Source organism: Yoonia sp., assembly GCF_965660735.1.
Taxonomy (GTDB): Bacteria; Pseudomonadota; Alphaproteobacteria; order Rhodobacterales; family Rhodobacteraceae; genus Yoonia.
Window position 1 is genome coordinate 58224 of sequence record NZ_CBFIBD010000002.1, and the last position, 21063, is coordinate 79286.

23 protein-coding genes are annotated in these 21063 nt (G+C 60.5%); 17 read left to right on the forward strand and 6 right to left on the reverse strand.

Annotated features, from left to right (window positions below):
* Positions 1 to 46: 46 nt before the first annotated feature.
* On the reverse strand, positions 47 to 925 hold the full coding sequence (locus ACTG4B_RS01565; RefSeq protein WP_439153917.1) for an RNA polymerase factor sigma-32: 879 nt from the start codon (positions 923 to 925) through the stop codon (positions 47 to 49).
* Between the two features lie 92 nt (positions 926 to 1017).
* Here ACTG4B_RS01565 and cobU point away from each other — a divergent pair, with 92 nt between their 5' ends.
* From cobU to ACTG4B_RS01585, 4 genes are read left to right on the forward strand one after another with little or no spacing between them, the layout of a single operon-like run.
* Positions 1018 to 1542, forward strand: coding sequence for a bifunctional adenosylcobinamide kinase/adenosylcobinamide-phosphate guanylyltransferase (gene cobU, locus ACTG4B_RS01570; RefSeq protein WP_439153918.1), 525 nt, complete (start codon positions 1018 to 1020; stop codon positions 1540 to 1542).
* Positions 1539 to 2105: a histidine phosphatase family protein gene (locus ACTG4B_RS01575; protein ID WP_439153919.1), complete on the forward strand. Its 567-nt coding sequence runs from the start codon at positions 1539 to 1541 to the stop codon at positions 2103 to 2105. The genes cobU and ACTG4B_RS01575 overlap by 4 nt, the downstream gene beginning before the upstream one ends.
* A gap of 60 nt (positions 2106 to 2165) precedes the next feature.
* The gene (locus tag ACTG4B_RS01580; protein ID WP_439154083.1) at positions 2166 to 2858 is read left to right on the forward strand and encodes a glutathione S-transferase; all 693 of its coding nucleotides are present in this window, start codon (positions 2166 to 2168) and stop codon (positions 2856 to 2858) included.
* A 42-nt stretch (positions 2859 to 2900) separates the two neighbouring features.
* Positions 2901 to 4415: a YifB family Mg chelatase-like AAA ATPase gene (locus tag ACTG4B_RS01585; protein WP_439153920.1), complete on the forward strand. Its 1515-nt coding sequence runs from the start codon at positions 2901 to 2903 to the stop codon at positions 4413 to 4415.
* Between the two features lie 9 nt (positions 4416 to 4424).
* Here the strand turns inward: ACTG4B_RS01585 and ACTG4B_RS01590 are convergent, their stop codons facing one another.
* The 4 genes from ACTG4B_RS01590 to rsmI all read right to left on the reverse strand — a co-directional run bounded on the left by ACTG4B_RS01590 (position 4425) and on the right by rsmI (position 7532).
* Positions 4425 to 5309, reverse strand: coding sequence for an alpha/beta hydrolase fold domain-containing protein (locus ACTG4B_RS01590; protein WP_439153921.1), 885 nt, complete (start codon positions 5307 to 5309; stop codon positions 4425 to 4427).
* Positions 5306 to 6247, reverse strand: coding sequence for a glutathione synthase (gene gshB / locus ACTG4B_RS01595; RefSeq protein WP_439153922.1), 942 nt, complete (start codon positions 6245 to 6247; stop codon positions 5306 to 5308). Before gshB ends, ACTG4B_RS01590 begins: the two co-directional genes overlap by 4 nt.
* 71 nt (positions 6248 to 6318) lie before the next feature.
* A complete protein-coding gene (locus ACTG4B_RS01600; protein WP_439153923.1) occupies positions 6319 to 6675 on the reverse strand; it encodes a YraN family protein in 357 nt (118 codons plus the stop codon).
* Positions 6672 to 7532, reverse strand: a complete 861-nt coding sequence (gene rsmI / locus ACTG4B_RS01605) for a 16S rRNA (cytidine(1402)-2'-O)-methyltransferase (RefSeq protein ID WP_439153924.1) — start codon at positions 7530 to 7532, stop codon at positions 6672 to 6674. The genes ACTG4B_RS01600 and rsmI overlap by 4 nt, the downstream gene beginning before the upstream one ends.
* Before the next feature lie 103 nt (positions 7533 to 7635).
* Between rsmI and ACTG4B_RS01610 the strand changes: the two genes are divergently transcribed.
* From ACTG4B_RS01610 to murJ, 3 genes are read left to right on the forward strand one after another with little or no spacing between them, the layout of a single operon-like run.
* Positions 7636 to 8820: a penicillin-binding protein activator gene (locus ACTG4B_RS01610; RefSeq protein WP_439153925.1), complete on the forward strand. Its 1185-nt coding sequence runs from the start codon at positions 7636 to 7638 to the stop codon at positions 8818 to 8820.
* Positions 8801 to 11593 carry a [protein-PII] uridylyltransferase gene (locus ACTG4B_RS01615; RefSeq protein WP_439154084.1) on the forward strand — a complete coding sequence of 931 codons (2793 nt, stop codon included), beginning with the start codon at positions 8801 to 8803 and terminating at the stop codon, positions 11591 to 11593. Before ACTG4B_RS01610 ends, ACTG4B_RS01615 begins: the two co-directional genes overlap by 20 nt.
* Positions 11590 to 13149 (forward strand): murein biosynthesis integral membrane protein MurJ, encoded by a 1560-nt coding sequence (gene murJ / locus ACTG4B_RS01620; RefSeq protein ID WP_439153926.1) that lies wholly within the window; start codon positions 11590 to 11592, stop codon positions 13147 to 13149. Before ACTG4B_RS01615 ends, murJ begins: the two co-directional genes overlap by 4 nt.
* Here the strand turns inward: murJ and ACTG4B_RS01625 are convergent.
* Positions 13137 to 13820, reverse strand: a complete 684-nt coding sequence (locus tag ACTG4B_RS01625) for a rhomboid family intramembrane serine protease (protein ID WP_439153927.1) — start codon at positions 13818 to 13820, stop codon at positions 13137 to 13139. The genes murJ and ACTG4B_RS01625 overlap by 13 nt on opposite strands.
* A gap of 88 nt (positions 13821 to 13908) precedes the next feature.
* On the opposite strand from ACTG4B_RS01625, the gene trpS reads away from it, so the two are divergent.
* From trpS to ACTG4B_RS01675, 10 genes are all read left to right on the forward strand, one after another.
* Entirely contained in the window at positions 13909 to 14925 is a 1017-nt protein-coding gene (trpS, locus tag ACTG4B_RS01630) for a tryptophan--tRNA ligase (protein ID WP_439153928.1), read from the forward strand.
* A gap of 114 nt (positions 14926 to 15039) precedes the next feature.
* Positions 15040 to 15525 (forward strand): VOC family protein, encoded by a 486-nt coding sequence (locus ACTG4B_RS01635; RefSeq protein ID WP_439153929.1) that lies wholly within the window; start codon positions 15040 to 15042, stop codon positions 15523 to 15525.
* Positions 15526 to 15716: 191 nt separating this feature from the next.
* Positions 15717 to 16580: a branched-chain amino acid aminotransferase gene (locus tag ACTG4B_RS01640; RefSeq protein ID WP_439153930.1), complete on the forward strand. Its 864-nt coding sequence runs from the start codon at positions 15717 to 15719 to the stop codon at positions 16578 to 16580.
* Positions 16577 to 17614, forward strand: coding sequence for an AbrB family transcriptional regulator (locus ACTG4B_RS01645; protein ID WP_439153931.1), 1038 nt, complete (start codon positions 16577 to 16579; stop codon positions 17612 to 17614). The genes ACTG4B_RS01640 and ACTG4B_RS01645 overlap by 4 nt, the downstream gene beginning before the upstream one ends.
* 36 nt (positions 17615 to 17650) lie before the next feature.
* The gene (locus ACTG4B_RS01650) at positions 17651 to 18106 is read left to right on the forward strand and encodes a universal stress protein (RefSeq protein ID WP_439153932.1); all 456 of its coding nucleotides are present in this window, start codon (positions 17651 to 17653) and stop codon (positions 18104 to 18106) included.
* Between the two features lie 392 nt (positions 18107 to 18498).
* A complete protein-coding gene (locus tag ACTG4B_RS01655) occupies positions 18499 to 18828 on the forward strand; it encodes a hypothetical protein (protein WP_439153933.1) in 330 nt (109 codons plus the stop codon).
* Between the two features lie 167 nt (positions 18829 to 18995).
* Entirely contained in the window at positions 18996 to 19334 is a 339-nt protein-coding gene (locus ACTG4B_RS01660; RefSeq protein WP_439153934.1) for a hypothetical protein, read from the forward strand.
* Between the two features lie 119 nt (positions 19335 to 19453).
* Positions 19454 to 20017, forward strand: a complete 564-nt coding sequence (locus tag ACTG4B_RS01665; RefSeq protein WP_439153935.1) for a NifU family protein — start codon at positions 19454 to 19456, stop codon at positions 20015 to 20017.
* A complete protein-coding gene (gene tsaB, locus ACTG4B_RS01670; protein ID WP_439153936.1) occupies positions 20007 to 20606 on the forward strand; it encodes a tRNA (adenosine(37)-N6)-threonylcarbamoyltransferase complex dimerization subunit type 1 TsaB in 600 nt (199 codons plus the stop codon). The genes ACTG4B_RS01665 and tsaB overlap by 11 nt, the downstream gene beginning before the upstream one ends.
* Positions 20603 to 21022, forward strand: coding sequence for a GNAT family N-acetyltransferase (locus tag ACTG4B_RS01675; protein WP_439153937.1), 420 nt, complete (start codon positions 20603 to 20605; stop codon positions 21020 to 21022). The genes tsaB and ACTG4B_RS01675 overlap by 4 nt, the downstream gene beginning before the upstream one ends.
* Positions 21023 to 21063 lie beyond the last annotated feature (41 nt).

The following is a 21063-nucleotide window of genomic DNA, read 5'->3' on the forward strand; positions in this document are numbered from 1 at the left end:
GAGCGGACATTAGGTCAGATGACACCAGAAACACAATGACAAGCGGTCACGCAAAAAATGCGTGCACTTCGCTGCTTTGCTGTTCCAGACTCTTGCGCATCTTGCCAAAGGCCGCGGCCTCCAGCTGGCGGACACGTTCCTTGGACAGGCCAAGTTCGGTGCCAAGGCTTTCCAATGTCCGGGGATCTTCGCGCATCTTGCGCTCGCGCACGATAAACTGTTCGCGGTCGTTCAGGTTTGAAAGCGCTGTGACAAGCCACTGCCGCAAGGTCGCGTTGTCATGGCCGTTGGCGACGGTTTCCGCTGCCTGCGGGCCGTTATCCTCCAGCGCATCAATCCATTCGCGGCCTTCGTCCTCTGACGATTGGGTCGCGTTCAACGAAAAGTCTGACCCAGATAGCCGCCCTTCCATCATCTGCACATCATGCAGCGGCACGCCCACCTCGATCGCAATCAATTCGTGCAATTCGTAGCGTTCCAAGGTGCGGCCTTCGGCGGCGGCTTCGCGTTCCAGACGGGCCTGAACGCGGCGCATGTTGAAAAACAACGATTTCTGAGAAGACGTGGACCCGGTGCGCACCATCGACCAGTTGCGCATCACGTAATCCTGAATGCTCGCCTTGATCCACCAGACAGCGTAGGTCGAAAAACGCACGCCGCGGTCAGGATCGAATTTATCAGCAGCCTTCATCAATCCAACCGATGCTTCCTGGATCAGGTCGTTCATCGGCGCGCCGTAGCGTTTGAATTTCGACGCCATCGAGATTGCCAACCGCATGTAGGCAGTGATCAGGCGGTGCAGCGCCTCTTCATCGCGCTGGTCGCGCCAGGCATACGCCAGCCTGAGTTCTGTTTCTGCATCCAACAGTTCGGCCTTCATGGCCGTCCGCGACAAACTCTGATCAGAAAAACCGGACGTTCCCATGTTATTTCTCCCGTGGGGCGCAGGTTGCGCCTGTGTGTTGTTCGTCTTATTTACGCACCATTAATAAATGTGGATCACACAAAGATGGCTCAATGACATTGCCGGATCTGACATTGGTGCTAGGGGGCGCTGCCTCGGGGAAATCGGCCTTTGCGGAAACCCTTGTTTTGCAAGGGACAAACGCGCCCGTTTACATTGCAACGGCACAGATATTTGACGCCGAAATGGCTGCCAAGGTATCACGGCATCGTGATCAGCGCGGCAATCACTGGTTCACAATCGAAGAACCGCTGGATCTGCCGAGCGTTCTGGGCCGGTGCACCCAAGATCAGGCCGTCCTGATCGATTGTGCCACGCTGTGGCTGACAAATGTGATATTGGGCGACCATGATATCGCCGCGCACACAAACCGGCTGTCCGCTGCGCTGCGCGCCTGTCCTGCCCCTGTCGTGATCGTATCGAACGAAGTCGGGCAGGGCATCGTGCCCGACAACGCGCTGTCACGCAAATTCCGCAATGCCCAGGGCACACTGAACCAGATCATCGCAGCCGAGGCCGATCTGGTTGTCGCGATCATGGCAGGCTTGCCATTGACCCTCAAGGGCACGCTGCCTTGACCCGGCTCTGGCTGGTGCGCCACGGGCCGACCCATGCAAAATCCATGGTGGGCTGGTCCGATCTGCCTGCGGACCTTTCCGATACGGCCGCCCTTGCACGTTTGCGCGATTACCTGCCCGATGCCCCGGTCGTGTCATCCGACCTGATCCGGGCCACAGCCACAGCCGATACGCTGATCCGTCACCACCGCCTGCCCCATGACCCCGCCCTGCGCGAGATTAATTTCGGCGCGTGGGAGCAGCGCACATTCGCCGAGGTAGAGGCCGAAGACCCCACCAGAATTCGCGCCTATTGGGAAACCCCCGGCGATATCGCCCCACCCGGCGGCGAGAGCTGGAACGCGGTGCGGGCGCGCGTCGATACCGCGATCGACGGTTATGTGCAGTCAGGCCATGCCGACCTGATCATCGTGGCGCATTTCGGCATGATCCTGACCCAGCTACAACGCGCGCTTGGCATAGGGGCCTATGCCGCCTTTGGCCACAAGATCGACAACCTGTCGGTAACCGATCTGCACTATGACGGCGATTGGACGGTCGGGCGCATCAATCACATCCCGTGATGCGGGGGGTCAAAAATTGGCGTTATGCACAGACAGCATGACCGCGCTATTCTGCCCGTCATGACATATGACCTCTATATCGGTGATCGCACATTCAGCAGTTGGTCCTTGCGGGGCTGGCTGATGCTGGAAAAATTCGGCCTGCCATACCGGACGCATATGGTGGGGCTTTATGCCGGCACCATGGCCGATGACCTTGCACATCTGGCGCCCGCACGCACGGTGCCCGTGCTGCGTACGCCCGAAGGTCACGTGCTGACCGACAGCCTTGCGATGGCCGAAACGCTGGTCGAACGGCACCCCGATATCGCGCTATACCCGCGCGATCCGGGTGGGCGGGCGCTGGCACGGTCGATGACGGCGGAAATGCACAGCAGCTATCTGGCGCTGCGCGGCGACTGCCCCAACATGATCAGCCATGTCTGGAAAGGCTTTGTGCCGTCAAATGCTGTCTTGGACGACATCGCCCGGATTGAAATGTTGTGGGGGCTGGCGCGGGAACGGCACGGGCAGGACGGGCCATGGCTTTTCGGGGCCTATTCGCTGGCGGATGTGTTCTTTGCTCCGGTGGCACTACGGATGACGGCCTATGGATTGCCGGTCAGCGACACCAGCCAGACCTATATCAATCACCATCTGACAGATTCGGCCTTTCTGACGTGGCGGACAGATTCATTATCCGAAACCTACGACCCATGGCCCTATCCGATGCAACTTGATCGCGCGCCATGGCCGGAAATTAACCTTTCGTAAACTGCGCCCCGCTACCCGTTAACCATCAACGGAGGGTGATGGATGGTCGCGCTGGCCTATACGGTAGCATTCGAAGGGATCGCGGCCCGCTTGGTCGAGGTGCAATGTGCCATTTCACCCGGGATTCCCGCCTTTTCCATCGTTGGCTTGCCGGACAAGGCCGTGTCGGAGGCCCGCGAAAGAGTGCGCGCGGCGCTGACCGCCATGGCGATCGCGCTCCCCTCAAAACGCATCACAGTAAACCTGTCCCCCGCCGACCTTCCCAAGGAAGGATCGCATTTCGACCTGCCCATCGCGGTGGCCCTGCTGGCCGCGCTTGATATCATCCCGCTTGATGACGCGGCACAAACCGTGGCCTTGGGCGAATTGTCGCTGGATGGCACGCTGGTCCCCGTCATTGGCGCCCTGCCCGCTGCCATGGCCGCCGCAGAAGAGGACCGCACCCTGCTGTGCCCTCACGCCTGCGGGGCAGAGGCCGCGTGGGTCGGTGCCGCGAAAGTCATCGCACCGCGCACCTTGGCCGATGTCGTCCGGCACTATACGGGTCAGTCCGTGCTATCGCCCGCCGAACCCGGCGAGGTGCGCGGCACAGCGACCACCCGCGATCTGTCAGAGGTCAAGGGCCAGGAGCGCGCCAAACGTGCCTTGGAAATCGCGGCGGCCGGGCGCCATCACCTGATGTTCGTTGGCTCGCCGGGGTCGGGAAAATCCATGCTGGCCGCACGTATTCCCGGCATCCTGCCGCCGCTGACCCCGGCCGAGGCGCTGGAAACATCCATGATCCATTCCCTGTCCGGCCTGCTGGACGAAGGCGGGATCAACCGCGAACGGCCCTTTCGCGAACCCCATCACACCGCATCCATGGCGGCCATCGTGGGCGGCGGGCGCACGGCGAAACCCGGCGAAATCAGCCTTGCCCACAACGGTGTGCTGTTCATGGATGAATTCCCCGAATTCGCGCGTGCCGTGTTGGAAACCTTGCGTCAGCCGATTGAAACCGGCGAGGTCGTGGTCGCCCGCGCCAACGCCCACGTGCGCTATCCCTGCCGGTTCATGCTGGTGGCGGCGGCCAATCCCTGCAAATGCGGCTATCTTGCCGACCCCGCCCGCGCCTGCGCACGCGTGCCCATCTGTGGCGAGGATTACATGGGCCGCATTTCCGGCCCGTTGATGGACCGTTTCGATCTGCGGGTCGAGGTGCCGCCCGTCGCATTTACCGACCTCGACCTGCCCGACAGCGGTGAAAGCTCTGCCAGCGTCGCCGCCCGCGTCGCCGCGGCCCGCGCGCGCCAGACAGAGCGTTTTGCCGGACACGACAGCGCGCGTGTGAATGCCGATGCCGAAGGGCACCTGCTGGACCAGATCGCCACCCCGGACAGCGAAGGCCGCGATTTGCTGGTCAGGGTCGCCGAACGGTTCGGGTTATCGGCACGTGGCTATCACCGCGTGTTGCGGGTGGCCCGCACCATCGCCGATCTGGAAGGCAGCGACGACGTGCGCAAACCCCATGTGGCCGAGGCGGTGAGTTATCGTCTCATGACTGCCCGCGACAGTTGAGGGTGAAACTCAGGCCAGGCGCGCGGCAATCCATGCAGCTAGATCGCGCAGGGTCGCCCGCGCCTCTGGCAGGACATTGTGAAACATCGGCCAGACATGGGGATGGTCGTGAACAACCGTCAGGGCGCATTCAACCCCTTCAGTGCGCAGCGCCGCCTGCATCCGCAGCGAATCGTCGCGCAAGATTTCCGTATCCCCCACGGTCAGCCAAACCGGCGGCGCACCCTTGAATTGCCCGAACAGGGGTGATGCAAGAGGATCCCTGGGGTCATGCGAGCCGATGAACGCCTGCACCATCTCGCCAATGCGCGTGGCGGTCAAGACACTGTCACTCTGCGCGTTCTCGACAACCGATTTACCTGAATAGGTAACGTCGGTGAGCGGCGAAAAGGCGAACACGCCCTTGGGCTGTGGCAAATCCAGGTTTATGATCTGGTGCAATAGCGCCAGTGCAAGCCCGCCACCTGCGCTGTCACCGCCAATGATCACCTCGTTGTCGGCCCGCAGCGCACGATAGCATGCCAGCGTATCGTCGATTTGCGCTGGAAAAGGATTTTCCGGCGCCAACCGATAATCGGGCAAACAGGCGGGCAGACCGGTCAAGTCGGATAGCTTGCCCAGCATCGCGCTATGCGTGTCGGATGACCCGAAAACGAAAGCCCCGCCGTGAAGATACAAAATCACCGGACTCTTGCGCGCCCTACGTGAACAGACCCATTGCACCGGCACCCCGCCCAGAGTCGCGCGGCGCCGCCGGGTGCCCCTGGGCGCATGAAAATAAAGCCGTGCCTTGAAGGCGAACGATTTGCGCAACCGCGCGATTCCATGTCGCGCCAGTGCCGGCTTTTCGAACCAGCGCAGATGCCGGTTCAAAAGGGCCAGTTGCCAGCTCACTTGCGCCGCGCCTCGATCACCTGCCATATCTTTTCGGCAATGTTCACGCCATCAAATCGTTCCAGTTCCTGGATGCCGGTCGGCGAGGTCACGTTGATTTCGGTCAACCAATCGCCAATCACGTCGATGCCCACAAAAATCTGGCCCCTTTCGCGCAACAACGGCCCGATCCGGGAGCAAATCTCGCGGTCGCGGTCGGTCAGTTCCACTTTCTCCGGGCGCCCGCCAACATGCATGTTGGACCGGGTTTCACCTGCTGCGGGAACACGGTTGATCGCCCCCACGGGTTCGCCATCGACAAGAATGACCCGTTTGTCACCCTTGGACACGGCTGGCAGGAATTTCTGCATGATCAGGGGTTCGCGGTTGATGCCGGAAAACAGCTCGTGCAGCGATGCTAGGTTGCTGTCGGCATGGGCCAGCTTGAACACGCCCGCGCCTCCGTTGCCGTAAAGCGGTTTGAGAATTACATCGCCGTGTTCGTCACGAAAGGATTTCAGCGTCGCCAGATCACGGGCAATCATCGTGGGTGGTGTCAGGTCCGGGAATTGCAGAACCAGCAGTTTTTCAGGATAATTACGCACCCAAAACGGATCATTCACAACCAATGTGCCGGGGTGGACCATATCCAGAATATGAGTCGTGGTGATATAGCTCATGTCGAACGGCGGATCCTGGCGTAGCCAGACCACATCAACATCCGCCAAATCAACGGTGGTTTCCGCACCCAGTTGAAAATGGTCGCCCTTCACCCGCCGCACAGTCAACGGCCAGCCCCGCGCGATGACCCGTCCACGATCGTAGGCCAGCAAATCAGGGGTGTAGTAAAACAGGCTGTGTCCGCGCGCCTGCGCCTCTTCGGCAATGCGAAAGGTGCTGTCGGCATCGATGTTGATGGGTCCGATCGGATCCATCTGAAAAGCAATCTTCAGCGCCATGCGGGTGTCCTCACCGTCAATCATTATCGTCAGGATACATGGCGCAGCCAAGGGGCTTGTGCAATGGGCGGTTACATTTCCATGAATGCGTTTTCGATGACAGCAGTCATGCCCCGACCATCCACCATCGCCAGGTCGAAACGGACATCAGTCAACTGCCCCTTGGGTTCACCCGCAAGAAATTCACCGGCTGCGGCACAAATACGGTCCATTTGTCGCCGCCCCAACCGGGATGCGGCCCGGCCCATCGTGCGGCTTTTCTTTACTTCGACGAAAACGACCGTCTCACCATCGCGCATGATCAAGTCAATCTCTCCAGCCTGGCCACGCCAGCGACGCGCGGCGAGCATGTGCCGCCGCCGGGCATAATCTGCCGCGACGATATCTTCTGCAACTAGTCCTGCATAATACCCGACCGATCCGGTCATCCGTCTTCTCCCATATTCAGCGCGATCTGGTAGACCTGCCTGCGGGGCAGGCCCAGCGCACCGGCAACAACAGTGGCCGCATCCTTTACACGCATCGTTTTCATCGCCTCTCGCAGGGCCTCTGTCACATCCGTGTCGGCCACATCCGTGGCCCCGCCACGGCCCACAAGAACAACCAATTCACCCTTTACATTCCGATCTGCAAAGGCGTCAGCCAGTTCAGCCAGCGTGCCGCGCGTCACTTCCTCGAATCGCTTTGTCAGTTCCCGGCACACGACCGCCTGCCGTTCGCCCCCCAGAACATCGCGCAAATTACCTAACATTTCACCAACGCGTTTCGGGCTTTCGTAAAACACCAGCGTAAACGGCACATCGCGCAGCAAGGCGATTTCGGTTTCGCGCTGCTGCTTGCCCGCCGGCAGAAACCCCACAAAGGCGAACCGATCCGTGGCAAGCCCCGAAACGGTCAGCGCCGCCAGCACCGCCGATGCCCCCGGCGCCGATGTTACCGGCAAACCTGCGGCAATCACGGCGCGGCCCAGCTCATAACCGGGATCAGCCACCAGTGGCGTGCCGGCCTCTGACACATAGGCGACGGATTTACCCGCCTGAATATCCGCGACCAGCCGTGCGACAGCACCTTCACCACTGTGATCGTGAAACGCGACAACCTTGCGACCGTTCAGGGCAACCCCATGAATTTCCATCAGTTTCCGCGCTGTCCGCGTGTCCTCTGCCGCGATCAGATCGGCCGAGGCCAGAATGTCGAGCGCCCGCAGGGTGATATCGCGCGCCGATCCGATCGGTGTTGCGACGAAATACAATCCGGCAGAGAGTGGCTTGGTCATATGATTCATGGCTGGACCCGGGTGCCCCCTGCTTTATGATGGTGTTACATGGCGGCAACCTGTCGGGCCACGGCCTGCATGATCGTCGCGCCATTCAGGAGGAATTTCTTTCATGTTCGCCCGTTTCAGCACTGCCCGCAAGCCGGTTGCCCGCTTTTTCGCCTTTATCTCATTATTGTGGCTGGCAGCTTGTGACGTCACAGTGGCGCCCGACGCCAACACCGGTCGCCAGATAAATCCTACCGCGCCGGTGCAAGTCGCGCTCTTGGTGCCGGGGGGGTCTGCGCAGGAACGTGACAATCTGATTGCACGTGATTTCGAAAACGCGGCCCGTCTGGCGATCGCGGATATCGCGGGCGCCAGGATTGACCTGCGCGTCTACAATACCGGCGGCGGGAACCCCGCACAGGCCGCAGAGGCCGCGCGCGCAGCTGTCGATGACGGGGCAAAAATCATCGTCGGCCCGCTTTATGGCGAGGCTGCAAATGCTGCCGGTGTTGCCGTTGCAGGGCGCAACGTGAACGTGCTTGCCCTGTCCAACAACCCGACAATTGCCGGTGGCAATGTCTTTTTGCTGGGGGCCACCTTTGACAACACTGCGAACCGGCTGGTGCAATATGGCGCCCGCCAGGGCATCAACCGCTACATGGTTGTCCACGGCAATAACTTTGAAGGCCAGACAGGCCGCGATGCCATCACCAATGCGGTGCAACGCAATGGCGCGCAGGTTGTCGCGATTGAAAGTTACGGGCTTTCGCAGCAGGGCATATTCAGCGCAACCCAACAGATCGTGGCTGGCGCAAGCAGTTCTGGTGCACAAGCCATTTTCATGACGGCAAGCCTGAACGCCGATCTGCCAATCCTGGCCACGGCGCTGCCCGATGCCGGGATCGACCCCCAGAACACGCGGTTTTTCGGTCTGACACGGTGGGATACGGTGCCACAGGCGCTGTCTTTGCCCGGCTTGCAAGGCGGCGTTTTCGCGATGCCCGACCAGGCAACCGCCAGCCTGTTCAATAACCGCTATGCCGCAGCCTATGGCCAGCAACCGCATCCTTTGGCGGGGCTGGCCTATGACGGGATCGCCGCCATTGGCGCGCTTATCGCGCAGGGAAATCGCGACGCGCTGACCAAGGCAGCGCTGACCACACCCGAAGGATTTCGCGGCACATCGGGCGCATTTCGCCTTCTGCCAAACGGGCTGAACGAACGCGCGCTGGCCATTGCAACCATTCAAGACAATCAGGTGGTAACCCTTGAACAAGCCCCAAGAAGCTTTGGCGCTGCCGGGTTCTGAACTCGCTCAGGCCCGGATCTGCGATGCGCCGGACAATCTTATCTGTCCGGCGCATGATATTTTCGACCACGACACCGTCAGCCGCAGGCTGACGGATGCTATTCATGCGGCAAATTCTGAAAAGGAAGTGCGTGGCGCCACGGTGGAAATCCTGACCGAGGCGCGCAATTCCGGCATGGCCGTCATCGCCGAGGCGTTTCAGGCGCAACCTTTCGCCGCGCGCCCCACGACCCGCGCCTACAGCTGGCTGACGGATCAGATCATCGGGCTGGTGCTGGGTGTCGCGCTCAACCGGCTGCATCCACTGCCCAACCCGACCGAGGCCGAAAAACTGGCGCTGATCGCGGTCGGCGGATACGGGCGGGGCGAAATGGCCCCGTTTTCCGATGTGGACCTGTTGTTCCTGACGCCCTATAAAATCACACCCTGGGCCGAAAGCGTCATTGAATCGATGCTTTACATGCTGTGGGATCTGAAGCTCAAGGTTGGCCACGCCAGCCGCACCATCAAGGATTGCATCCGGCTGGCGCGCGATGACTACACCATTCGGACATCGCTGGTGGAATATCGTTTTCTGGCAGGCGATGCGGCATTGGCCGGGAAACTGGGCCAGCGGCTTTGGAACGACCTGTTCAAATCGACCGCCAGCGAATTCGTCGAGGCCAAGCTGGCCGAACGTAGCGAGCGACATCGCAAGCAGGGCGGCCAGCGTTACGTCGTCGAACCCAACGTCAAGGAAGGCAAGGGTGGGTTGCGAGACCTGCAATCGCTTTTCTGGATGGGCAAATATATTCATGGTGTCAAAGACGCCGCCGAGCTGGTCGATCTGGGCGTTTTCACCGCAGAAGAATTTGAAACCTTCGTCACCGCCGAGGATTTCCTGTGGGCCGTCCGGTGCCATTTGCACCTGCTGTCCGGGCGTGCGGTGGATCAGTTGACTTTCGATATGCAGGTCGAAGTCGCCGCGGCCATGGGCTATACCGACCACGGCGGCAGGCGCGCGGTCGAACATTTCATGCAGGCTTATTTCCGGCAGGCAAACCGCGTGGGCGAACTGACCCGCATCTTTCTGACCGCGCTCGAGGCGACCCATACCAAACCGGACCCGATGCTGGTGCGGCTTTTGTCGCGACGCAAAAAGGCCAAGGCGCCCTATGCGATCAAGCAGAACCGCCTGACGATTGCGGATGAATCGGCGTTCTTTGCCGACAAGCTGAACATGCTGCGCATCTTTGAAGAAGCCTTGCGCACCGGCACTTTGTTGCATCCCGACGCCATGCGGATGATCTCTGCAAATCTGGACATGATCGACGACGACATGCGGACCAACCGCGAGGCGAACCGCATTTTTCTTGATCTCATGCTGAAACACGGCAACCCTGAACGCGCCCTGCGGCGCATGAACGAACTTGATCTGCTGGCCGCATTTATCCCTGAATTCGCACCGATCGTGGCAATGATGCAGTTCAACATGTATCACCACTACACGGTGGATGAACACACGATCCAATGCATCAGCAACCTTGCCCAGATCGAACGCAAGGAACTGATTGAGGAACTTCCTGTTGCCTCGGGCATTCTGGAACGCGGGGTGAACCGCAAGGTTCTTTATGTCGCGCTGTTGTTGCACGACATTGGCAAGGGTCGGGACGAAGACCATTCGATACTGGGCGCGCAGATCGCCCGCAAGGTGGCTCCACGGCTGGGGTTGAACAAGAAGGAATGTGAAACCGTCGAATGGCTGATCCGGCACCATCTGATGATGTCGGACACTGCCCAGAAACGCGATATCGCCGAACCGCGCACCGTGCGCGGCTTTGCCAAGGCCGTCAAATCGGTGGAACGGCTGGACCTGCTGACCGTGCTGACGGTCTGTGACATTCGTGGCGTGGGGCCGGGCACATGGAACAACTGGAAGGCCGTGCTGATCCGCAACCTGTACAAGGCAACCAAGGACGCGCTGCAAACCGGCCTTGAGGATCTGAACCGCGAAACCCGCGAAGCCGAGGCAAAGCGTGCCCTGCGCACAGCCCTTGCCGATTGGGACAGCAAGGCGCTGCGCGTCGAAATGGGCCGCCATTACGGGACGTATTGGCAGGGTCTGCCGCTATCGACGCACATCATCTTTGCCAATCTCCTGCGCGATCTGGCCAATGATCAGATCAAGATCGACCTGATGCCCGACGAAGACCGCGACGCCACCCGCGCCTGTTTTGCCATGGTCGATCATCCCGGCCTGTTCAGCCGGATGACCGGGGCACTTGCGCTTGTCGGGGCGAATGTCGTGGATGCACGCACGTACACATCCAAGGACGGCTATGCCACTGCCGTGTTCTGGGTGCAGGACAACGACGGCAACCCCTACGAGGAATCGCGCCTGCCGCGCCTGCGCCAGATGATCAGCCGCACATTGCGCGGCGAGGTCGTCGCCCGCGAAGCGCTGAAAGACAAGGACAAGATCAAGAAGCGCGAGCGCGCATTCCGCGTGCCGACCAATATCACCTTTGATAACGACGGTTCGGAGATTTACACCATCATCGAGGTCGACACCCGCGACCGCCCCGGTCTGCTGTATGACCTGACGCGCACGCTGGCGGCAAACCATGTCTATATCGCATCTGCCGTCATCGCGACCTATGGCGAACAGGTGGTCGATACCTTTTATGTCAAGGATATGGTCGGGCTGAAATTCCACTCCGAGGCCAAGCGCGCTGCCCTTGAACGCAAACTACGCGAGGCCATCGTGCAGGGTGTCCAAAGGGCCGAGACGTGAAACCCATCCGTCTGATGTCGGGCTTTTTCACTGTCGGCATCTGGACACTGCTCAGCCGGATCATGGGGTTTGTCCGCGACATCATGATTGCCGCATACCTTGGCACCGGCCCCGTCGCCGAGGCGTTTCTGGTCGCCTTTTCCCTGCCTAACCTGTTTCGCCGCTTTTTTGCCGAAGGCGCGTTCAACATGGCCTTTGTGCCGATGTTTTCCAAGAAAATGGAAGGTGGCGAAGACGCGCAGCGTTTCGCGCAGGATGCATTCGTCGGGCTGGCGGGGGTTTTGACGCTGTTCACGGTGGGTGGTGTCATCCTGATGCCTGCGCTGGTGACGATGATGGCCAGCGGCTTTATCGGATCAGACCGTTTTGATCTGGCAGTTTTCTATGGGCGGATCGCCTTTCCCTATATTCTGTTCATTTCGCTGTCCGCGCTGTTGTCCGGTGTGCTGAACGCGATTGGCCGCTTCGCCGCTGCTGCGGCAGCGCCTGTGTTGCTGAACATGGTCTTTATCGCCGCCCTGCTGGTTGGCGCGGTCTTTGGAGGGCAAGAGCCGACGGCCATTGGCGAAACCCTTGCCTATGCTGTGCCAATCGCCGGCATAGCGCAAATGATGCTGGTCTGGTTTGCCGCCAGACGTGCAGGTTTTGCCCTGATGCCGGGCTGGCCGAAACTGACCCCCGAACTCAGACGCCTTGCCGTGATCGCCGCCCCGGCCGCATTAGCTGGCGGGGTGGTGCAGATCAACCTGCTGGTCGGACGGCAAGTTGCCAGTTTCTTTGACGGGGCGGTGGCCTGGCTGAATTATGCGGACCGGTTGTATCAGCTGCCGCTTGGCGTGGTGGGCATTGCCATTGGTGTGGTGCTGTTGCCCGATCTGTCGCGCCGCCTGCGGGCGGGCGACGAAAATGGCGGGCGCGACGCCTTTAACCGCGCCTGCGAAATCAGCCTGGCGCTGACTGTGCCTGCTGCTGCCGCTCTGCTGATCATTCCGATGCCGCTTGTCAGTGTGCTGTATGAACGTGGGGCCTTTGGCGCCGATGATACGGCGGCGACGGCACTGGCGGTGGCGATCTACGGGCTGGGCCTGCCCGCCTTTGTGCTGCAAAAAACGCTGCAACCGCTGTTTTTTGCCCGCGAAGACACCAAGCGTCCGTTCTACTATGCGTTGGTCGCGCTGGCATTGAACGCTGCACTGGCGATCGGGTTGTCGCCGGTCATCGGCTTTGTGGCGGCGGCGGTCGGCACATCACTGACGGGCTGGGCGACAGTGTTCATGCTGTGGCGCGGGTCGCGGACCATGGGCGATGCCGCCCGTTTTGATGACCGGTTCAAGCGGCGGCTGATGCGGATCGTTCTGGCATCGCTGGGCATGGGGTTGGTTCTTGCCGTGCTGGCTGGTGCCATGTCGCCATTCTTTGCCATCGCCACCCTACGCTATGGCGCGTTAGCTGTGTTGGTGGTTGCGGGCATCGTCAGCTATTTCGGCATTGGCCATCTGATCGGCGCGTTCCGCATCGGCGAATTCCGCCGCAACCTGCGCCGTCAGGACCGCTGACGCATCCGGCTGACGAAGGCTGCCCAACCGCCCGGCGCCAGCAGAACTGATATTCCGAAACCCGCCGCGAACCCGGCCAGTTCCGCGATCCATGCCGGTGTGGTGCCAAAGATCAGACCGAACACAAGCTGTATCCCCAGCAAGAACCCGATCAGCCGGAACGCCAGCAGCTGGTTGTCGCCCGCTTCTGCCTGTCGCAGCCAAAGCGCATAGGTATAGGCCCCGATCAGCCCGTATACCGGGGTGAACCCACCGAACAGCGGATAATCCCCCTGCGCAAGCAGCCCAAACGCAACCGCACCGAAAACCGTCGCGAAAACATAGACGACCAGCACCCGCGTACCGCCGTAATATTCACCCGCGAATTTCCCCAACGCCAGCGTCAGTGCGGCGCAAAACGCAACCTGCGTCAGTTCCGCGTTGATGTAGGGATAGGTCACGAACCGCTTGAGCATATCGAACGACATATCCCCCTGCGCCACAACCCGGTCGAACACACGCGCCGAAAACCCGTATTCCTGTATTGCTGCCAACCGCCAGCCGACCCCCTGCGGGCCACCGATAATCCCCTGATTGGCCAGTTGCATCACCGCCTCGATCGCGACGATCAACAGGGTCAGGACAATCACCACCGGTGGGATGACATTCAGGGCGCGTTCAGGCTGCATCATGGTGACCTTTGCGGGCAGTTGAAGTTGACGGGTCTGTCTGGCATGGGTATGCGACCCCTGCCCCGAAATCCAGCCCGGACATGCCACGATGACACAGACCACCTTCACCCCGCGCGTCTTTTCCGGGATCAAACCGTCCGGCGGTCTGACGCTGGGCAACTATCTGGGCGCGATCAAACGCTTTGTCGGCATGCAGGGCCAGATGGACACGATCTATTGCGTGGTCGACATGCATGCGATCACCGTCTGGCAAGACCCCAAGGAACTGGCCAACATGACGCGAGAGGTCGCAGCAGGCTATCTTGCCGCCGGTCTGGACCCCGCGCAGTCGATCCTGTTCAACCAATCCCAGGTGCCTGCCCATGCGGAACTGGGCTGGATTTTCAATTGCGTCGCCCGTGTGGGCTGGATGAACCGCATGACTCAGTTCAAGGACAAGGCCGGCGGCAACGCGGAAAAGGTGTCGCTGGGGCTTTATGCCTATCCCGCGCTGATGGCCGCCGACATTCTGCTGTATCACGCGACCCATGTGCCGGTCGGCGAGGACCAGAAACAGCACGTGGAACTGACCCGCGATATCGCGGCCAAGTTCAACCACGACTTCGGCGCTGATTTCTTTCCGATGACCACACCCGTCATCGAAGGCCCCGCCATGCGGATCATGAACCTGCGCGACGGCACCAAGAAGATGTCCAAGTCAGGGGAAAGCGATATGGAACGCATCAACATGACCGATGATGCGACGACGATTGCCAAGAAATTCAAAAAGGCCAAAACAGACCCCGAACCGCTGCCCGACACCATCGACGGGCTGGCAACCCGCCCCGAGGCGCGCAACCTGGTCGAAATCTACGCAGCCCTGAACGACACAACAGCCGAGGCCGTGATCACCGAGTACGCGGGTGCAGGCTGGGGCCGGTTCAAGCCCGCACTGGCCGATCTGGCAGTTGAAAAGCTGGCGCCCATATCGCTGGAAATGGCCCGGCTGATGGACGACCCCGCAGAGATTGACCGTATTCTAGGGGATGGCGCGCAAAAGGCACGCGCGATTGCCGAACCGATCCTGCGTGACACTTATGACATTGTAGGGTTGCTGCGGTCCTAAGCTGGGTCAAGGCCCACCCTACGCAAAAATGCACAAAGCCGGTTGAAACCGGACAATTGCGCGTAAATGGGCATAGGCCTAGGTTGATGGCAGGCCATTCAAAAAGAGGTTGCCATGTCTGCCCCTGCCAACGCCCGTGTCGGGCATATTCACCTGCGTGTCTCTGATCTTGACCGGTCGATTGCATTTTATCACGACGTGCTGGGCTTTGCCGTGACCCAGCGCTATGGCCCCGGTGCGGCCTTTCTGGCAGCGGGTGATTATCACCACCATATCGGGCTGAACACATGGGAAAGCCTTGGCGCCACGCCGCCGCCGGCCGGGCATACGGGGCTGTATCATACTGCGTTCCTTTACCCTGACCGCGCGTCGCTGGGTGCGGCCATTGCCCGGGTCCAGGCCGCCGGCATTCGGCTGGACGGGGCCGCCGACCATGGTGTCAGCGAAGCGGTTTACCTGCGCGACCCCGACCAGAACGGTGTCGAGCTTTATGCCGACAAGCCTGCCGCCGACTGGCCGCGCGATACGCAAGGTAATCTGGCGATGGTCAACGCGCCTCTGGATGTGGCAGCTTTGGTCGCCCTGGCACGCACGTCATAAAACTGAATCCGCCCCGGTCCATCCTGGAGCCATCGCACCGCATCGATTCGCTCTGCGGTTTTGCCTTGGGTGTCGGGCTCTATCCCACGACACCCGCCCGGCATAGCGCCCGGTGTTCCCCGGCACCGGGCGCGCAGGCCGCTTTACCTTGAACAAACGCCAGCCTAATGTCCGCCCCAAGGAGGACCACCATGGCAACCGGCACACATATTCGCACCTATTTCAAAGGGCAGTGGCACGATGGCGATATCGCCATCATGCGTGCGGCAGACCACGGTGCATGGCTCGGCAGCACCGTGTTTGACGGGGCACGATTTGTAGACGGGCTGGCCCCCGATCTGGACTTGCATTGCGCCCGCGTGAACCGGTCGGCCAGCGCGCTGATGCTGACACCGACCGTCAGCACCGACGAGATGGTTGCCATCGTCCGTGACGGGCTGGCGCTGTATCCCAAGGACGCCGCCGTTTATATCCGCCCGATGTATTGGGGGATCGACAGCGACCCGACTGCGATTGTGCCCAGCGCCGACACCACCGGCTTTGCCATCTGCCTTGAGGCGATCCCGATGGCCGCACCGACAGCAACCACAACACTGGGCCGGACCCGGTTTTGCCGCCCCGTGCTGGAAAGCAGCGTGGTCAACGCCAAGGCAGGGTGCCTGTATCCCAACAACGCCCGGATGCTGGCCGAGGTGCGCGCGCGCGGTTTTGGCAACGCGCTGGTAGCCGATGCGCTGGGCAATGTGGCCGAAACGGCGACGGCCAACGTCTTTATAGTGCGCGACGGGGCCGTGTTCACGCCCATCGGAAACGGCACGTTTCTGTCTGGCATCACACGCGCGCGCCATATCGCCAATATGCGCGCCGACGGCATGGAGATACATGAAGCCGTGCTGGGCTTTGCCGATTTTGCGACGGCGGACGAGGTGTTTCTTTCTGGCAACATGTCCAAGGTCACGCCGGTCACTGCCTTTGAAGATCACCAATATCAGGTCGGCCCCATCACCCGGCGGGTCCGTGACATGTATTGGGATTGGGCCGCGTCCGCGTCATGATCAGACGGCTGGCCCTTTTGACCGGGCTGACTTTGGCAGGGGCGATGCTGGCCGTGGGGCTGGGTTTGCCTGTGCCACTCCTCACCGGGCCGGCCATCATCACGACGCTGGCCTGTCTTGCCGGCGTGCCATTGGTGTTCCCGCATCGCGTCAGGGCGGCAGTATTCCTGTTGGCGGGTATCGCCATCGGGGCCACGGTGTCGGCTGACAGCCTGTCGGCGTTGTTGCATTGGCCCATTGCCTTTGCAATTCTAGCCGCCACGGTGATCGTCTTGATCTTGCTTGGGCAGCAGATGATGCGCAGGATGATGCCCGCAGACCCGCGGTCTGCCCTGCTGGCCGCGACGCCGGGCCACCTGAGCTTTGTCATTGCATTGGGCGAAGACCTTGGGCTTTCAACCGACCGTATTGCCGTGGTGCAATCCATTCGCCTGTTGGCGCTGACGCTATTCGTGCCATTTACGGTGCAAATGACCGGTCTTGAAACCGGCGTGGGGTTGGCTGCGGGGGCGGTCGCCGAAATGTCTTTGGGCCAGACCATGATTTGCGCGTTGGCTGCTCTTGGCGTTGTTCCCTTGATGGTGATGCTGCGCGCGCCTGCGCCTGCGCTGCTGGCCGGCATGGTCGTTGGCGCCGCTGCCCGGCTTAGTGGATATTCCTCCGGCGGCATGAGCCACCTGATCGCCTATCCGGTTCTGGCCGCCGTCGGCGCCTTGATCGGCACCCGGTTTGCCGGCATCACGCTAGGTGCCTTGCGCCGCTCGGCATTGGCCGGTGTCGCGGGGACTGCCCTGGCCGCCGGGCTGACCTTGATTGCCGCATGGATCGCGGCCCCCCTGATCGACATGCCATTGCCCCATGTGCTGGTCGCCTTTGCCCCCGGCGGACTGGAAACCATGGCCGTCATCGGGGGTGCCATCGGGGCGAACCCCGGTTTTGTTGCAGCAGCCCATGTCGGGCGGTTACTGCTATTGTCGGCGCTGGTGCCGTTGTTGATGCGCCGCCAGCAAGACCCGTTGCCAGCGCAGCGGTGATGCGCCAATATCCCCCAAGCCAACAGGGAGAACAAAATGCGCAAGTTTCTGGTCGTGCTTGATGACAGTCGCGAATGTCTGAACGCCATGCGCTTTGCCGCGATGCGGGCGGCCCATTCGGGTGGCGGGGTTGCGATCTTGTCGATCATTCCCCCGGATGAATTCAACCATTGGATCGGTGTCGGCGAAATCATGCGCGCCGAAGCCCGTGAACGGATCGAAGCGCATTACGAAGTTTTTGCCAAATGGATGCGCGACAAGCAGAACGTAAACCCTGAATTGGTCATCCGTGAAGGCGAACCGCTGGTCGAGATCATGAACCAGATCAAGGAAGACCCCGAGATCGGGGTTCTTGTGCTTGGCGCGGGCACCGATAACAAGGGGCCCGGCCCGCTTGTGAGCAATCTGGTGCGGCAATCGGGAAGCCTGCCTGTCCCGATCACGATTGTTCCTGGTGACCTGTCCAAGGAACGGCTGGAGGCAATCACCTGATTGCCAGGGACTAGGTCTGATTTCCGGCCACTGTGCGCTGATGTCCTCACGTTCCCCGCATTTTCCGATCACGGGCAGGTCAGCGGGGCGTAACAAATGACGTTCACAGATTTGCGCTTTGATGAAATGCGTGAACAGCTGAAAGACAGCCCGTGACGCAATATCGATAACTCCCTTCCGGCGACGCACAGAAACACGTGCGCTTCTGTGCGTTTTTGCAGGAAATTCCGTGACTGCGCACATGACCCGCATGTCAAGCACAGGCAGCTATCACATCGTTCCTCTTTTTTGTGACCGCTGGCGGACTTCACGCCGAACGGTTCAGGCCCAATCTTGGTGTCATCAAACGCGGCAATCCCGCCGCAACAATTGAAACCCCGAGAGGAAAAAACATGTTTATCAAACCAATCGCACTTGCCGCCATTGTCGCCACAGCCGGTTCTGCCGCGACTGCAAACAGCTACTTCGAATTTGGCGAAACACTGAAGAGCTCGTCCGTACTTGACCTCGGGCTGGTCCGGTCTGCCGACAACGGTGTCATCGAAATCTATGACAATTCCCGTGGCGCACCGGGCGCATTGCTCGGGACTCAGTCAGTGAAAGGCGGCGCAAACTCGAACGTCCGTGTGAACGTTGGCGTGCGCCCGACACAGGATGTGATCGCACTGCTCAAGATCGACGGTGAAGTCGTCGTGGAACGTGAATACGACATCAACCGCTAAGCAACGCTTTGCAAGACACAAAGCCGGTCCAGAAATGGGCCGGCTTTTTCAAGTTGGTGCTGACAAATATCAATCTGGTTATGGCTTGATGCGTTATTTTCAATTTCAGGAGATGACTCCTCGAACGTAACAGACTGCGGTCGTCAAAACGACCCGGAAAGGATGATATGAAACCCTCGAAAACAGTCATCACAACAGTTGCTCTTTCGGCGATACTTGCAACCGGGGTATGGGCCGAAGCACATTTTGGCTTTGGAGAATTCCTTGAATCTTCTTCAATCGTTGAACTTGGTTTGATCACCACAAATCAGGACGCAACTGTGCACGTCTATGAGTTCTCGGGCGGTGCAATGGGAGAGCTTTTGGGAAGCGCCGACCTGCACACAGGGGCGAACCCGGACGTCCGTGTCAACCTCGGCACGCCCCCACAGCAAGACGTATTGGCGGTGATCCTGGAAGGTGACGATGTTGTGGCGGTCAAACACTTTAATGTCCGCGATGAATGACGATGGCAGGGGGTGGCAGTTCATGTCGCCCCTTGCTGCCCCAAATTAGAACGATTCCAATCCTTGACATGCGCACTGCCGGGGGCCATATCTGAAGCCTGATAAAAAAGGTTGGTCCCATGTTCATCCAAACAGAATCCACACCCAATCCCGCCACGCTGAAATTCCTGCCCGGCCAGAATGTGCTTGAGGTTGGAACGGCAGATTTCCCAAGCGTCGAAGCGGCCGAAAATTCGCCGCTTGCCAAGCGGATCTTTGCGGCTGGCGATGTGACAGGCGTTTTCTTTGGCATCGACTTTGTCACCGTGACCAAGGCCGACGCGGTGGAATGGGACCATATCAAACCCGGTATTCTGGGCGCAATCATGGAACACTATCAGTCCGGCCAGCCTGTCATGGCGGCAGACCACAAGCCCGTCAGCGGCCACGCCGAACATTCCGGCGAAGATGCCGAAATCGTGGGCCAGATCAAGGAACTGCTGGACACCCGTGTGCGTCCTGCCGTAGCGCAGGATGGAGGCGACATCACATTCCACGGCTTTGATCGCGGCATTGTGTATCTGCATATGCAGGGGGCCTGTGCCGGTTGCCCGTCGTCCACGCTGACACTTAAAATGGGGATCGAAAACCTGTTGCGCCATTACATCCCCGAAGTGGTTGAGGTGCGACCGGTTGCGGCCTGACCCTGTCGTTCTGGCATTCGACACATCGGCGGCGCATTGCGCCGCCGCTTTGCTGTTTGGCGACCGGGTTGTGACCCGCGTGGATGAGATGGCCAAAGGACAGGCCGAACATCTGATGCCCATGTTGCAAGAGATGCTGGCGGATGCAGCAATGGTGTGGCGCGATCTGGATGCAATCGGTGTGGGCATCGGCCCCGGCAATTTCACCGGTATCCGCATTTCGGTTGCCGCCGCACGTGGTCTGGCTTTGGGGCTCGGCAAGCCGGCCATCGGCGTGTCAGGCTTTGACGCCCGTGCTCACGGTGCGACCCTGCCTGCCACGGCGATTATCACCGCACCGCGCGATCAATGCTATGTGCAGGAATTCAGCGCAGCCGGCACCGCATCGCCCCCGGTGCAGGTGCTGCGCGACAATCTGCAACTGACCTATCCGGCGCTGGATGAAAAAACCCCTGATCAACTGATCACAGCCATCGCATATGTTGCCGCTGCACGGATGGGTCACGCGCACGACCGGCCTGCCCCGCTTTATGTGCGCGCCGCCGATGCAGCCCCGGCCCGCGATGCGGCCCCGACGATCCTGCCATGACGGCGGATGATCTGGCCACAGCACATGCCCGTGCCTTCAGTGCCACGCGCACGTGGTCAGCGGCAGAGTTTGCCAGCCTTCTGGCCCAGCCCGGCACGATATTGATCGGCGACACCCGATGCTTTGCCCTGATCCGCGTCACGCTGGACGAGGCCGAAGTGCTGACAATCGCGACCGACCCAAGCCACCGGCGGCAGGGGCTGGCCAGGGTCGCGCTGCAGACTGCCGAAAACACTGTCGGCCACTCCGGGGCGACCCAGATCTTTCTAGAAGTCGCTGAAGACAATACAGCCGCACGCGCGCTCTATGCCTACGCAGGCTATGGGCAGGTCGGGCGCCGGCCGGGATATTACCAGCCCAAGGATGCCGCCCCGGTGGCTGCATTGGTGCTGCGCAAACAGCTGGTCGCCGCCTAACCCTGCGTCATATTGGAAATTGCGCCTGTTTTCTGGGCGAA